Origin of the sequence: Paraburkholderia flagellata (assembly GCF_021390645.1) — a bacterium.
Taxonomy (GTDB): Bacteria; Pseudomonadota; Gammaproteobacteria; order Burkholderiales; family Burkholderiaceae; genus Paraburkholderia; species Paraburkholderia flagellata.
Window position 1 is genome coordinate 726,366 of record NZ_JAJEJT010000004.1, and the last position, 13,847, is coordinate 740,212.

Sequence of the window (13,847 nt, forward strand, 5' to 3'; positions counted from 1 at the left end):
AGGAGGGTGCGATGGCCGATGAGCGCGTTCCTGCCGTAAGCGCTGGCGCTGCGGTGCCTGCCAGAGGTTGGCGCGCGATATTGCCGCCGGTTCAATGGTTGACGAACTACAGGCTGCAGTGGCTTTCATCCGATCTCGTCGCCGGGGTGACGCTTGCCGCCTATGGCATTCCGGTGTCGCTAGCCTATGCGACGCTCGCTGGATTGCCGGCGCAATACGGCATTTACTGTTATCTAGTGGGTGGAATCTTCTACGCGCTGTTCGGTTCGTCGCGCCAGTTGGCGATCGGACCCACTTCGGCGATCTCGATGCTCGTCGGCGTGACGGTCGTGGACATGGCCGGGGGCGATCCTGAGCGGTTCGCTTCCATTGCCGCATTGACAGCGCTACTGATCGCAGCCATGTGCCTGCTGGGGTGGATCCTGCGGCTCAGTTCGCTCGTCAACTTCATCAGCGAAACGATACTGCTTGGCTTCAAGGCCGGAGCCGCGCTAACGATCGCACTGACTCAATTGCCGAAGCTGTTTGGTGTCAAAGGGGGAGGGGAGCAGTTCTATGAGCGTGTCGCGATTCTGGTCGGGCAGCTTCCTGGTACCCAACTTGTCGTGCTTGCGTTCGGGATCGGCGCGCTGGCTTTGCTGCTCCTCGGCGAAAAATACTTGCCGGGACGCCCGGTCGCCTTGTTCGTGGTGGCACTCTCCATCGTGCTGCTGTCGGTGACGCCACTGGGCCGGATGGGATTCTCGGTCGTCGGCGCTTTGCCCCGCGGCCTGCCCGATTTTCATTTCCCTGCGCTCAGGGTCCGGGACGTCGATGGCGTCGTTCCGCTTGCATTCGCCTGTCTGCTGCTGTCGTACGTGGAGAGCGTATCGGCGGCACGCGCTATTGCGCAGAAGCACAGATATGAAATCGACCCTCGTCAGGAATTGCTGGCGCTCGGTGCGGCGAATCTCGCCGTGGGCGTCTTTCATGGGTACCCGGTGGCGGGCGGTTTGTCGCAGTCCTCTGTCAATGACAATGCTGGCGCGAAGACACCGCTCGCGCTGGTGTTCGCGTCAATCGCTATCGGCTTGTGCCTGATGTTCCTCACAGGTCTGCTGACTAACCTGCCCAATGTCGTACTGGCGGCCATTGTGCTGGTGGCGGTGAAGGGCCTCGTTGACGTTCGCGAGTTGCGCCACGTCTGGTACGCCAGCCGTTACGAGTTTGTGGTGTCGATGGTCGCCTTGATTGCCGTACTGCTGCTGGGCATTCTCAAAGGGGTGATCTTCGCGGTGCTCGCGTCGATGCTATTGCTGATCCGGCGCGCCGCGCATCCGCATGTGGCGGTGCTCGGACGCATCCCGGGAACGCAGCGATATTCGGATATCGAGCGTCATCCCGACAACGAGCCGATACCTGGTGTACTCATGTTCCGAGTCGAGGCATCGCTGGTTTACTTCAACACGGACCATGTGCGGGCGACGATACGGGAGGCAATCCGGTTGGCAACGTGCCCGGCCAAACTGGTGATAGTCGATCTGTCCAATTCTCCGACGGTTGACATTGCGGGAGCGCGGATGCTCGCCGCCCTGCATGCTGACCTCGCCGAGGCGGGAGGGATCCTGCGGATCGTTGCCGCTCATGGCAGCGTGCGCGATATGCTTCGCGCGGAAGGGTTGGAGCAACAGGTTGGCGATATTGGTCGCCGGGTTTCGGTGGACGATGTGATCGGGACGTATATGCACGAGCTCGACTTGAAGGTCGCGGGGGCGGACACGGTTGCAAAAAAAATGACTTGATTCAGGTGCGCTGGATCAACGCTCGTCTGACGCCAGGCGGTTCGCCTGCAATTCGTTCGGTTCACTAATCGTCTGGCTGGTTTCTCATGTATGCCGATCGCAGTTGTCCAAATGGACATGAACGCATCATCAACCTTGAGGCGAGATCATATGAACACCGCCACGCCCGCCCGGCAAATCGAACCTGAAACGCGCGCGCCGATACTCAATACCGTCGATCGCGTTTGCGAACTGTGTTTTGGTCTGTTCATGGCCCTGACGTTCGTGGGCGCTGTCAAGGCAGTCACCGCCGGCGAAGACGCCGGGTACAAGATGTTCCTCACCGCGCTCGGATGCAATCTCGCATGGGGCCTTGCAGACGCCGTGATGTATCTCGTACGCACGTTGGCCGATCGGGGGCAGCGCCTGAAACTCGCAGTGACCGTGCAGCGGGAGCAGGACCAGGCAGTCTCCGTTCGGGCGCTGCGCGACGCATTGCCTGCGACGCTGGAGTCACTAGTCGAGGACGCTGACCTCGAGCGCATTCGTGCACGCCTGGCGGGCGCGTCGACATTGCCCCCGCGAGCGAACTTCGTGCGCGGCGACTTTGTCGGCGCACTGGGCATTTTTCTGCTTGTCGTCCTCGGAACCTTTCCGGTCGCGTTACCGTTTCTATTCATCGCGGATCTCAAGGCGGCGCTCATCGCGTCACGTCTCCTCACGCTCGTGATGCTTTTCATCGCAGGCTTTGCGCTGGGGCGCTACAGCGGCGCGGGCGCGATCAGAGCGGGCTTCGTCATGACCGCGCTAGGCGTTCTGCTGACGATGGCAATCATTGCGCTTGGCGGGTAATCGACACAGACGGTTCGAACGGAGTTCGCGGCAGGAAGGCCTGCGCCTCGTTACGCCTCAGCCCTTGCCGAGAGGCGGGCGACTGGGGAATCCCGCCATATTGCTCAATTGGGCCAATTCATTGGCCGCCTCGCGCAGTAGTACCGAGTGCTCGTGAATCTTCTCAGCGGTCAACCGTACCCGCGGGCCGGCCAGGCTGATAACGCCGACGCAGCGCGAGCCGCTAACCACGGGTACCGCTACCGCAGACATGCGCGGAGCAAACACCTCGTCGATCATCGCGTAGCCGCGCACGCGCGCAGCGTGCAGGAATCCCAGCAGCGCTTTAAGCGTCGTCGGCGCATTGGGTCCGAACTCATTCGGCTGTCCGAAGCCCTGCTTCAAAACCAATGCGACCGCCTGTTCGTCGGTCATGGTCATGAGCCACGCGTGCCCGGTCGACGTGCATGAAAGTCGTGCTGCGTGGCCCATGTCGGGATCGTAGCGAAAGCCAATGCGCTGTCCATCCGCCTTACCCACCCAGATAATCGCTTCGCCGTCGACCAGCGACAGCCGCGCCAGTTCACCGGTTTGCGCGGCGACGCGCTCGATGATCGGCTGGGCGATATCCGCGATGCCCGTCAGGCTCAGGAATTCGAGTCCGTTCGACGTCATGCGCATTGTCAGGATGTAGCGGCTGTGATCGACCACTTGCCGTACATACCCGCTTTCGACGAGTTCGGCGAGCACGCGGTGACACGTGCTGCGCGGCAGGGACAAAGCGTCGGCAATGGCCACGAGGCCTGCGCCTTCGCCTTGCGACGCCAGAAAATCGAGAATTCTCAGGCCATTTCTTAGCGACATAGCGCGCTTTTTCACGATATAAAATGCAGTTCCGGTGCGGAACGGGCCTCCTTCGCAGCGCAAACAATAGCATCTGTTCGTCGCCAGAAACGAACGTTCAACATAAGGGAATTCAGGAGACAAAATGTCATCTTTTGCTCACTCTGACCTTGCTGCGGAAGAACAGTCTGCGCAAGCTCACTTGATGGCGCGTCGGGCGGTAGCAGGCGCAACCGTCGGCACGGCACTCGAATGGTTCGACTTCGCGTTGTATGGCGTGGTTGCGGCCACAATCTTTCCCAAGCTGTTTTTCCCGTCACTCGACCCGACCGCCGCGCTGCTTGCGTCGCTGGCAAGTTTCTGGGCGGGGCTGGCTGCGCGTCCGCTCGGCGCGGTGATCTGCGGGATTCTCGGTGACCGTTGGGGACGCCGCAAACTGATGCTCATCACCGTGTCGGTGATGGGCGCGTCGTCGTTCCTGATGGGGATGCTGCCCACTTACCATCAGGTTGGCATCCTCGCACCGACGTTACTGGTGTCGCTGCGCATCATTCAGGGCTTCGCACTTGGCGGCGAATCGACGGGCGCGCAACTGATGGCGGTGGAGCATGCGTCTGCTAACCGACGTGGCTGGTATTCGGGCCTGCTCGGCATTTGCTCACCACTCAGCCAGATTCTCGCCAATTTCTCGCTCTTCACACTGGCCGCGTTGCTTTCGTCGGACGACTTCGATTCCTGGGGATGGCGAGTCCCGTTCCTTGCAAGCTTTGTCCTGGTCCTGCTGGGCATCTACATCCGCAGGAAGGTTAGCGAGACACCTGCCTTCGAGTCTCTCAAGAAGGGTGGCACTCAAACGCGCGCTGCCAATCCGCTTGGCACCGTCTTCAAATATCACTGGCGTACCGCGCTTCGCCTCACGTTGTTCTTCTGTGGCCCGGCTGCACTGTTTTATTTGATCGTGGTTTTCTCTCTCAGCTACCTGACGAAACACCTCGGTGTGCCAAAGCAGACCGGTTTCATGCTGCTGATGGTTGCGAATGTCTGTGCAATCGTGGGGGCGCTGGCGGGCGGCTACCTGAGCGATCGGATCGGACGCAAACGTGCGCTGATGATCGGTTCGTTCTGCACACTAATCTGCTGCCTGATCTACTTTCCGATTCTCAACCAGAACTCGATCGCCATGACAATGGCCGTGATGGGCGCGTTCCTTGGCTTCACACAGTTCCAGAGTGGCATCCAGCCGGTCTGGTTCGCGGAGTCCTTTCCGACCGAGGCACGCTACACGGGGTCGGCACTGGCGTACTCGGGCGCCAACCTGCTCACTGGAGGCCCGATGCCGATTGTCGCCGTGGCGCTGCTCAACGCCTTTCACGGTTCTCCGTGGGCCATCGTCGCCGTGTGCGGCTCGCTGAACCTGCTTTCCTTCCTCATGATTGCGGTATCCCGGGAAACCAAAGGCACCGCCCTGGAACGCTCCTCTACGCACTAAAACCATGAATCGCAAACTCTACATCCTCAACGGCTCCAATCTGAACATGCTGGGCGTAAGGGAGCCTCACATTTACGGCACGACCACGCTTAAGGATATCGAGCAGAACTGCCTGACGCTGGCCGATGCGCTCAAATTCGACTGCGTATTCCGCCAGACCAACAGCGAAAGCGACCTGATCGACTGGATCCAGGAAGCATTCCTCCAGGACGCCGCGCTGATCATCAATCCGGCCGGCTTTTCGTTCGGCCGGATTCCTGTGCTCGATGCGGTCAAGCTCATCCGTCGGCCGGTAGTGGAATTGCATATCACGAACATTCACCGGCGTTCCGAAGAATATCGCCACTCGTCGATCTCGGTGGCAGCGACTGCCGTGATCTGTGGGGCAGGAGCGAACGGGTATTTGCTAGCGATTCGCGCAATTGACGATCTGTGGGGCAACCAGGCTTGAGCCTGCCGCTAGCAAAACGCCATGATTCGACGAGCCCCATTCTGCATTGTTGAATCACTCGACCGCTTCGGCGAGGGGGGATGCGCACAGCTTCCATGAGAGCGTGTGCACTCCCTGGCGTCCAAGGCGCTTCGATTCGCGCGCGCTCTTCGACGAGGCGCTCGAGCGCGGGTTGTGTGAACGGGACTTGGTCTCTTGAAGCATTGCGGTGCCGCATTCACATTGGTCGCCGGGCGTTTCTTCATCGTTTGAGACGAGGTTGACTCCATGATGAACGGGCTGCAACAGAAATTCAGAGCAGGCGATTCTGATCGGACATGACTGGGGGCTGCAGTCGCGATGCGGCGGTGAAAGGGCAGTCGGCCAATTTCGCGACCTTCCCCAAATCGACACGATTCGTGGACAACCTCGCATTACCTGAGGAGTTCCCGGCGTGGTTGAGCGAGGCGGATTTGCAGTATTTCGTCGGTCGATTCGAGCGCAGCGGGTTTCGTGGACCCATCAACTGGGATCGAAATATCGATCGAAACTGGGCGCTGACCAGTTTCCTTGATGGCGCCCGTATTGTGCAGCCGACGCTCTTTCTCGCTGGCGAGTTTGACGGAGTGGTGAAGATGGCAGCGAAGGACTACGACGCACTGGAAAGCAACGTTCCAAACCTTTGGAAGAAGCATCTCATTCCGAAAGCGGGTCACTGGGTGCAGCAAGAGCGTCCGAACGAGGTAAACGAGGTCATCCTGAACTTCCTCGCCTGGAGGGCGGCAAGTTCCAGTAACTAGATGCAGAACTGCGTTAGCCGCCAGGCCCGCTTTAACCGGGCGCCCGACGGCGAACTCCGCATCAGTGTGTCGTAACGCTGACGGCGACGATTTCGTATCCGGGGTCGGCGTGCTCGTGCGCCGCCTTTTCCGCTTCTTCATAGGAGATAAAGGATTTGGCCCCTTCTATTTCCGGTGCCATGCCAATGTCGCCATCCTCCGCGCAACAGAGGAACTGTTCGCCGGTCTTCACCACGTAGATGGTCGTCATTTTTCCCTCCATGGTTTTCGGGGGAACTTACAGTCTAGCAGGCCTGATGCCGCTGGGGCAGGTGGTTTTTCTCGTGCCGGAGTTTAGCTGGGAAATGCCACCCTGAAGATAATTAAACTTATCTTTAGGGTGGCATTGTGCGTCAGGTCTTCGTAAAAAACTGGAGCCTGTTCGGTGTATGGGGACCATCGTTGTATTGCCTCCCATCGGTCTCCGTCTATGGGAAGTGGTTACCTTTCTTCATGATTTCTCTGTACGTAGTCACTGGCGGAGCGCATGATGGGACTCCAACGAGGAGCCCTGCATGCCATTTCACATCCACCGGATCGCACTGTATGAGGGCTATGAGACCGATGTCGCGGTTCGGGAGATCAATCGCGACGACTTCATCATCTCTTGCCAGCGAGCGCGAAAGCGAAACGGCGGCAAATGGGCGTTTGTGATCGTCAATAACGCTGGGAGCTACTTCCCTAGTGTCGAAGCTGCTTTTCATGCCGGAAACGCTGCAGTTCGAGCACGTATCGATGAGTGGCGCGCCTAGCATTACGTGCCCCCGGCCGTTGGTTTGCCCATGCGCTGCTCGACGGGACGGAGTGTGAACGCGTCGAGCTCTGCGTCGCTCATTCTTTGCACAGGTTTGTCCACCGTTTCTGTGGATAACCAGGTGAGCAGGGCGCGAACGGCCTGAATGACGGCGGTATTGGGCAAGCGGACGTGGCCGTCTTCGCCGTCGATGCGAACGTGCACTTTCACGACTGACTTCGACGCAAAGACCCGGCTAATCAAAGGCGTCCACTGAATACGTTCCGTCGCCAATACCCAACGGAGCTGGGCGGTACGGGTTGCTTCCCCGTTTATAAGGGTTACGACATCGACTGGAGCAGGTAGAAGCTCATACTCGTCTAACGATTGAACGGTTACGGTCAGGCGTTATGTGCGTTACCGCACATAAGAGATTTCAGAGTTCGTCGACGCTGCTAGCATGAACTCAACGTGTTGGAGGAGATCGCCATGACAAGCCATCTTTCCGAGTTCAGACCGGGAATCGAAATACGCGCTAACGTGCCGAATAATCCTGGCCAAACGAGCTTCACGGGCTGGATCGTGATCACAGAGAGAACGAACGGCGCGCAGATCAAAGAGTCTCGCGTGACACCCGCCTGGGCGAAGCCTGCAAACTCTGTAGAAGAAGCGTGTCGGATCCTTGTTCAATTCGGGAGGGAAGTGCTCGAGGGCCGCGCCACGGGTGGCGATTTCGTCAACAACGGCTGAGGTCATATTCGGGCTCCCTCAGACAAGTCGTCGTGCACTTCATCGCCGATGTGACTTGCGACCGTCGAGCGCAACGATTGGATGGTGAGGGGTTAAGCTGCTTGCGAACTCCCGCGATGCGCGCCCGGGAGCAGCCCGGGCATTTGCGGATCCCGTCACGATTACGCGTAGCGTTCCGGCGGCAGTTGCGTGACCGTCATGACGGGCGCGACGGCGTTGCCGGTAGCGTTCCCCGCATGGCGAGAGCCCTGCAATTGCGTTTAGATATATACCTTGTGACCGGCCGGGATAAGGCGCACCATGGCCTTGGGAATCGTACTTTCGATCACGCGATGGTCTTCCCGGCTGTCAATGGGAGGATTTATGGAAACGCGCCTCGACACCTTTAATGGCTGGCAAATGACAGCATCTGTCGAAAGCCGGCCTGCGACAGGTAAATCGCGCTACTACATCGTGCCGCCCCTTGCCTACAAAGAATATTCGATGGCAAAACGTCTTCATCCGGCGAGATTCCGCTACACGAGCGGATCGTTCGAAAATGCGGAGGATGCGTTTGAGGTTGCATTCGGGGTTTGCAAGCGCGCCATCATAGATTCGATCAAAGCGCGCAGTCTGTAGTTGCAGCTAGTGCGGTATTACCTATAGATCCCCACAAATTCGATGGTTCAAACAGGCGGAATTCGAAATATGCTGTCCATCGCTTCACCATTGACGTGGATGCAGCCATGAATCGAGTGATCCCCTATCGCGGTTTCGAGATTCACGTGGCGTTGGCACTGGTTGCCGAGGATATGTACAGCGTGACATTCCAGATCACGGGCCACAATATCAGTCGCACCGGCCTGGATGGTGCAATCATTCCAGTCCGGCATGGCCCCTTCACTCAGCGCTGGGCATACCTCACTGCGGAAATTGCAGGTCAGGATGCTGTTGATGTGCTCATCGGTCCGGAATCGTGACCGGGCCGTCTGGTGGTTATCCCGGTTAGCGACCGGCTCGATTGATCGCATGCTGTCTCTCGAAGAAGGCGCGTGAGCCGGAACATCGATTGATCAATATTCCAGGGACGGCTTTGGCGCAAGTCAGCTACGGACACTACGGGCACATCATCTCCGTCGACGTTGACGAGGACGGCGATGGTGTGCCGTATTGGCGGTACACCATCGATGGGTACCATTGTTCGGAACACCGCGAAACGACATTCAAGCGTTACGAACTTATGCTGGCCGAAGCAAAACGCCACGCTGAGACCCAGGCAGATCGTCTCCCGCCTGCCGAATGAATGAGCGACCGCAACTGCAAGTCATACCGGTAGTGCCCTCATTGGCATGGCGAGAGCTCTGCTTCACGTTTGTTATATACCTTGTGACCAAACGGGATTAGGCGCACCATGGGCTTGGGAATCGGACTTTCGAGCTCGCGATGGTCTTCCCAACCCTCGAGGGGAGGATCTATGGAAACGCGCCTCGACACATTCAATGGTTGGCAAATGAGGGCAACCGTCGCAAGTAGACTGACCTCGAAGGGCGAGGCGAAGTACTACATCGTGGAGCCCGTGACATACAAGGAGTTCTCGGTGAGCGGCCCGCTGAATCAAGCAGTGGGGGCAAACGACGCTGGTCCTTTTGATAGCTCTGATGAGGCTTTCAGCACGGCCTTTCGAGGCTGCAGGCGTGCCATCGAGCATGTGCTTAGATTTCGAAATCGGCGAAGTTCCAGGTAGATGTCAGCCTTGGCAAGGAAGCCGGTGACATTCGGAAGCGAGCGGGCGACACGAATGACGCCGCCAGGCATGCCAGTGACGAGAACGTCGTCAAATAGCGGCAGTCAATGACGGCGCATGCAAGGCATCACTCACGAAATCGTGTACCTGTTCTGGGGGCCGCCGTTATAGAGGGTTCGGGCGAGTTCCAGAATCCTGTCGCGGTTGCGGTCGAAGGCTGCGAGCATCGAGGGCTCGTCAGAAATCACCTCGGGGTTCAGCTTCACGAGCATCGCATTGTCGACCAGAAAAGCAATCTCGCGAGCTTTGTCGTAGCCCCAGAAGCACACGCACCGTCTGGAAGCGTCGTAGATTCGACTGGGATTGGGAAAGTTGAGCATCATTCCGCCTTTTTTCAATCTACCCTCCGGGACGGATTTAAACGAGCGACGTATCGAATGGCTGCAGCGGCGACGAGGCAACCTGGGGTTTCGATATCGAACCGGCGACCGTGGGACATATGTGATTTTGAGCATGCGCTTTTTACCGCAGCGATACAAGCGGAATCACGAAAACGCCGTTTGATCGCATCCGCCCGTGCGACTTGCATGATTAGAAATCGCGAATTTCGAAAACCAGATTCTCATGCACGACACTCAGATCACCGCTGTTACCAGAAATATCTTGACCGTACCGCACGTGGTGCGTAGTTTGGACCAGGAACTCAGGAATCTGACTGCTGCTCATCAATAATCGCCCCCGCGGTATTCGTTGTCCTCTCTCTTCCTTGATCCCGGATCTCCGCTCGCTCGCGGGTGGTGCCGCTGGCGCTTCCAGGCAGTTTTCGCAGCGCATATCGAAATCACCAGAACGGCAGGAATGACAATGGTCACGATCGAACTCTATTGCAGTCCGAATGGCGATAAATGGCTGTTTTGCGACGGCGCGAGTAAGACGGCTATCGTCAGGCATGTGCCAAACGCTGCGTCGGGCGGAGCCGTCACGGACGTGGCCATCGAAGCGTTTCTTGCAGCAGGAAAAGCGGGGCCAAAGGGGCCGCAATACGATGCGTTGGAGGAACTGCTCACTCGAGGTAAAGCCAGCCAGACAGAGTGCGATACCGTACCGTCATCAGCTACCGCACACACCGCCGGCATCGTGCACAAACCCGCTGCTGAAGCACTTCTGCTGAGCGCAGCCCGCGTGCGCACATTTTTGCAACTGCGTCACATGACGAACGCGAGCGGCTTCTTTTTCAAGCGCAACGACCGCCTCTTTTTCGTTACGAGTCGTCACGTTGTGATTGACTCGCCCAGCCGGCATTTTCCGGATCGTATCGAGGTGGAACTCCACATCGACCGTGACAATCTCGGCGCTTCGGCCTGGTTTTCACTACCGCTGTACTCGGGAGGCAGGAGTCTTTGGCGCCAGGCGTCGGACGACGGTGGCGACGTCGACGTCGCGGTGCTTGAAGTCTGGAAAGACCGGCTTCCGCCGGGCGCCGTCTTCGATGCCTTTGGCCCGGAACATCTGCCGACGCCGGGCCATACGATGCCGATCGGCGCTTCCGTGCTCATCGTTGGCTTTCCGCTGGGTTTTCATGATTCCCTGCATCATCTGCCTATTGTCAGGCTGGGCGCCATCGCGTCCGCGTTTGGGCTGCGGTTTGAAGGCAAGGGCTGTTTCATCACCGACGCGCGAACGCACCGCGGTACGAGCGGCGCGCCTGTGGTGACGAGCGCAGCGTCGATGCATGCGGACGCCGCGACGTCTTCGCTCCCGTGGATGCTGCTTGGCATACACTCGTCGACCGTCGACATGGGAGCACGCGACAGAGACCTCGATGAGAGCCTCGGTCTCAACCATGCGTGGTACGCCGACGTGCTGTTGACGCTAACGGCCAATTAGCCGGGCGGGAGCGCGAATCTGGTTGCTAACTGGACACAAGCTTCGTATCGGCCACGAGGCGGCGTATGACGCTCGCAGCGTCTGGGCGGCTTCGTCCTTCGAGTATTTGCGCCAGCAATTCCATAAATACGGCGAGATCGTTGCTTCCGTACCGGCCACAAAATTCCCTCACGACGTCGAGGACAGCGGCTCGCTCGCTGGCGACGGACAGAGTGCTGGCAATGTATGAGCCTCCGCGCGCGAGTTCCGCCATATACAACTGGCGACATGCGGCGCTAGCCACCCCCTTCAAATTTCCTTTCTTCATTTCCATTGATCGCCCCCTTTCCGCTGGTCGCTACGTCCGGGCGTGGGCGCGGACTGTGTGTGAGCGAATCGTTCATCCTGATCTTTTGGGTTGAAGGACAAGCCGATGGCCGGTAGCGTCTCCCTTGCAGTCGCAACCGGCGCAGGAGGTCACGCGTTTTGGGCGATAGAGGACGCACTCGCATCACGTCAGGCACGGTCACGTTTCGCTGCGCGGTACGCTCACTCACTATCCGATCATCGGACAAGTTCCTTCACAACGCGTACCAACACTCATGTCGGTTATCGGGGTGAGCGATACGTTCTCATTTGTGCCGCTAATCTTGCTGAGTAGAGCGATGAAATTTGACGTCCCCCATGACTCTGTCAGGAGTACAAACAGGAAGCCGGCTACTTCTTTTTTTCTGGCTTGCTGGTTACAGTGGTTTTCGACGGAGTCGGCCATGCCCCCGCTACAGCAGGAGACAGCAATTTTTTGGGTTGCTTGGGCTTCTTTGCCTCACGATTGCCACGCAGTTGACTTTTTGCCATCATATTTCTCCTGTTTATTCAGTCGCGGAAGCAGCTGCGTGTCGCTATTCTGGGCTTATCTGGGAACATTGTCGCGATTTCTTTTGCGGGGGGACAACGTGAGTGGATTGATGCTATACCTCACGGCACGCTTCACTCCAAGGTCGATGCACGGACCTGTGCGTGAACTCGCAGACGCGTAAGGATTGACTCCATGGTGATGGAGCTTCCCAGGAAAGCGCGTGGGAATAATGCCAACAAGACCCGATCGGGTAAGTGCTTTGCGGGCCAGCGTTATATGACTCTTTTCCCGACCTGGAATTCATTCACGGAAGCGGTCAAAGACCGCCAGAAACCCGTTGCTTTTCCTCGTTTAGTTGCTGGTGCAGACGTATCGCCACTTGCTGGCGTTGACATCGAGGCGGGCGTCACTATCACGGCGCTTCTGGGCTCGCTCGTTGTCCGCCCTCTCCAGGGCAGCGGCGCGCGCCTTCTGCGTGCTGGCGAAGTCACTCGGGCTGATGGGTGACGCTGTGTACACTTTGGGTCGTCCGCGCATGTTGATTCCAAAAGAATTTAAAAAGAAAGTCTAAATTGCGAGCTTACGTCGGCACCTGTTAGAACGCGCCGGCTGTCGGGCCGTCCTCAAGGCGCAACTCAAGTTCGTGCTCCTGCAGATCACGGGTTGTCGCCGGGTCTGATGACTCATTGAAATCGTCTCGATCCGTTTTTTGGAGAAACGTCTCAACCGTCCGGCAAGCCAATTGTTGTCGGGCGCGCGCCCAACTGGATGGCGCAAGAAATAACCGCTTCGGTCTGCGGTCGGGATCGTCATGCTGCTCTTTGGGAAGCCGTGTTAGCCGAAGGACTCGCACGACGTCGATGCGGAGCTGGTGGCAAAGAACACACCGAGCCTTACGAGCGTGCGCTCTTTACTGAAGAAAAGCAAGCGTAGTTGCAATCTACCTGTTTGTCATCGGGCTCTTTTTCCGCGGCCGTAAGCGCTTAATCAGGCTGCGGGTGCCGCGGATGTGTTGCGCCTTCAACGGTCTCGGAAGTGCCTCGGGTGTATGGGGCAGAGCGATTGAAAGGAGCACCGGGCGAACCGGTGCTCCTGATGTTCCAAAAAGCGGTGGGCGGAAATGACAATGCCTAGAGGTCCATCGGGTCGCGGGGAGAAACGGCACGATCCTCGGGTAACCCAGTGGCCGACCAATATGGGCGGCGGTGGTAATAATCGTGTAGCTGGGTTCCCCACGATTCGTCAGCCATCGACGGCCAGTGGTCCTTGTCGAAACCCGGATCGTCCTTGATCGCTTGCGCCGCCAGGTCTACCCGGAAGCACTTTTCGGCCGTATCCAGCGTCAGCGCGGTCCACGGAATCGCATGAAGCGTGTTGCCCATGCCGAGAAAGCCGCCTTCGGAGAGGACGGCGTAGGCGACGTGGCCGCTGCGCACATCGAGCATGATGTCGGAGATCTTGCCGATATGCTCACCGTCAGCCGAGATGACCTTGTTGCCGTCGAGTGTGGCCGCAGCCATGATTTCCGGGCCCGGACCGGCACCCGCACCGCCGCCCGTGATCTGCGCGCCCCTGCCGGGTGATTGAGGATTGAAGGTAGTCATTGCGTTGCTCCTTTGGGGTGAGAGGCAACGTAAGCGCATTTGCCATGCCGCGAGCACAGCGTGGACGGCGAAAGAAACGCCAGGGCTGGACGGCGATCAGCGGTAGATTGACCGGGAACC

General features: G+C 58.4%; 17 protein-coding genes. 12 read left to right on the top strand and 5 right to left on the bottom strand.

Annotated elements, in window-relative coordinates:
• The first annotated feature begins 11 nt into the window (after positions 1-11).
• Both L0U83_RS33880 and L0U83_RS33885 read left to right on the top strand, forming a co-directional pair.
• A complete protein-coding gene (locus tag L0U83_RS33880; RefSeq protein WP_233888520.1) occupies positions 12-1,781 on the top strand; it encodes a SulP family inorganic anion transporter in 1,770 nt (589 codons plus the stop codon).
• A 150-nt stretch (positions 1,782-1,931) separates the two neighbouring features.
• On the top strand, positions 1,932-2,612 hold the full coding sequence (locus tag L0U83_RS33885) for a VIT1/CCC1 transporter family protein (RefSeq protein WP_233888521.1): 681 nt from the start codon (positions 1,932-1,934) through the stop codon (positions 2,610-2,612).
• Between the two features lie 57 nt (positions 2,613-2,669).
• Here the strand turns inward: L0U83_RS33885 and L0U83_RS33890 are convergent, their stop codons facing one another.
• Positions 2,670-3,455, bottom strand: coding sequence for an IclR family transcriptional regulator (locus L0U83_RS33890; RefSeq protein WP_267939677.1), 786 nt, complete (start codon positions 3,453-3,455; stop codon positions 2,670-2,672).
• A 124-nt stretch (positions 3,456-3,579) separates the two neighbouring features.
• On the opposite strand from L0U83_RS33890, the gene L0U83_RS33895 reads away from it, so the two are divergent.
• The 3 genes from L0U83_RS33895 to L0U83_RS33905 all read left to right on the top strand — a co-directional run bounded on the left by L0U83_RS33895 (position 3,580) and on the right by L0U83_RS33905 (position 6,153).
• On the top strand, positions 3,580-4,923 hold the full coding sequence (locus tag L0U83_RS33895; protein WP_373321164.1) for an MFS transporter: 1,344 nt from the start codon (positions 3,580-3,582) through the stop codon (positions 4,921-4,923).
• Positions 4,924-4,927: 4 nt separating this feature from the next.
• The gene (locus L0U83_RS33900) at positions 4,928-5,374 is read left to right on the top strand and encodes a type II 3-dehydroquinate dehydratase (protein WP_233888523.1); all 447 of its coding nucleotides are present in this window, start codon (positions 4,928-4,930) and stop codon (positions 5,372-5,374) included.
• 398 nt (positions 5,375-5,772) lie between these two features.
• The gene (locus L0U83_RS33905) at positions 5,773-6,153 is read left to right on the top strand and encodes an alpha/beta fold hydrolase (RefSeq protein WP_233888524.1); all 381 of its coding nucleotides are present in this window, start codon (positions 5,773-5,775) and stop codon (positions 6,151-6,153) included.
• A 61-nt stretch (positions 6,154-6,214) separates the two neighbouring features.
• Here L0U83_RS33905 and L0U83_RS33910 read toward each other — a convergent pair whose 3' ends face one another.
• Positions 6,215-6,403, bottom strand: coding sequence for a hypothetical protein (locus L0U83_RS33910; RefSeq protein ID WP_233888525.1), 189 nt, complete (start codon positions 6,401-6,403; stop codon positions 6,215-6,217).
• Between the two features lie 304 nt (positions 6,404-6,707).
• Between L0U83_RS33910 and L0U83_RS33915 the strand changes: the two genes are divergently transcribed.
• Positions 6,708-6,944 carry a hypothetical protein gene (locus tag L0U83_RS33915; RefSeq protein WP_233888526.1) on the top strand — a complete coding sequence of 79 codons (237 nt, stop codon included), beginning with the start codon at positions 6,708-6,710 and terminating at the stop codon, positions 6,942-6,944.
• Positions 6,945-6,946: 2 nt separating this feature from the next.
• Here the strand turns inward: L0U83_RS33915 and L0U83_RS33920 are convergent, their stop codons facing one another.
• Positions 6,947-7,156, bottom strand: coding sequence for a hypothetical protein (locus L0U83_RS33920; protein ID WP_233888527.1), 210 nt, complete (start codon positions 7,154-7,156; stop codon positions 6,947-6,949).
• Positions 7,157-7,414: 258 nt separating this feature from the next.
• Here L0U83_RS33920 and L0U83_RS33925 point away from each other — a divergent pair, with 258 nt between their 5' ends.
• The 4 genes from L0U83_RS33925 (at position 7,415) to L0U83_RS33940 (ending at position 8,957) form a co-directional block, all read left to right on the top strand.
• On the top strand, positions 7,415-7,675 hold the full coding sequence (locus L0U83_RS33925; protein WP_233888528.1) for a hypothetical protein: 261 nt from the start codon (positions 7,415-7,417) through the stop codon (positions 7,673-7,675).
• Positions 7,676-8,038: 363 nt separating this feature from the next.
• Positions 8,039-8,293, top strand: coding sequence for a hypothetical protein (locus tag L0U83_RS33930; protein WP_233888529.1), 255 nt, complete (start codon positions 8,039-8,041; stop codon positions 8,291-8,293).
• Between the two features lie 107 nt (positions 8,294-8,400).
• Positions 8,401-8,634 (top strand): hypothetical protein, encoded by a 234-nt coding sequence (locus L0U83_RS33935; protein WP_233888530.1) that lies wholly within the window; start codon positions 8,401-8,403, stop codon positions 8,632-8,634.
• An 89-nt stretch (positions 8,635-8,723) separates the two neighbouring features.
• A complete protein-coding gene (locus L0U83_RS33940) occupies positions 8,724-8,957 on the top strand; it encodes a hypothetical protein (RefSeq protein WP_233888531.1) in 234 nt (77 codons plus the stop codon).
• Between the two features lie 572 nt (positions 8,958-9,529).
• Here L0U83_RS33940 and L0U83_RS33945 read toward each other — a convergent pair.
• Positions 9,530-9,781, bottom strand: coding sequence for a DUF1488 family protein (locus tag L0U83_RS33945; RefSeq protein ID WP_233889145.1), 252 nt, complete (start codon positions 9,779-9,781; stop codon positions 9,530-9,532).
• Between the two features lie 481 nt (positions 9,782-10,262).
• Here L0U83_RS33945 and L0U83_RS33950 point away from each other — a divergent pair, with 481 nt between their 5' ends.
• Together L0U83_RS33950 and L0U83_RS33955 are read left to right on the top strand one after the other, a co-directional pair.
• Complete coding sequence (locus tag L0U83_RS33950; protein ID WP_308445095.1) at positions 10,263-11,285, top strand: S1 family peptidase; 1,023 nt, start codon at positions 10,263-10,265, stop codon at positions 11,283-11,285.
• 1,030 nt (positions 11,286-12,315) lie between these two features.
• A complete protein-coding gene (locus tag L0U83_RS33955) occupies positions 12,316-12,630 on the top strand; it encodes a hypothetical protein (protein WP_233888532.1) in 315 nt (104 codons plus the stop codon).
• Positions 12,631-13,253: 623 nt separating this feature from the next.
• Here L0U83_RS33955 and L0U83_RS33960 read toward each other — a convergent pair.
• The gene (locus L0U83_RS33960) at positions 13,254-13,727 is read right to left on the bottom strand and encodes a PRC-barrel domain-containing protein (protein WP_233888533.1); all 474 of its coding nucleotides are present in this window, start codon (positions 13,725-13,727) and stop codon (positions 13,254-13,256) included.
• Positions 13,728-13,847 lie beyond the last annotated feature (120 nt).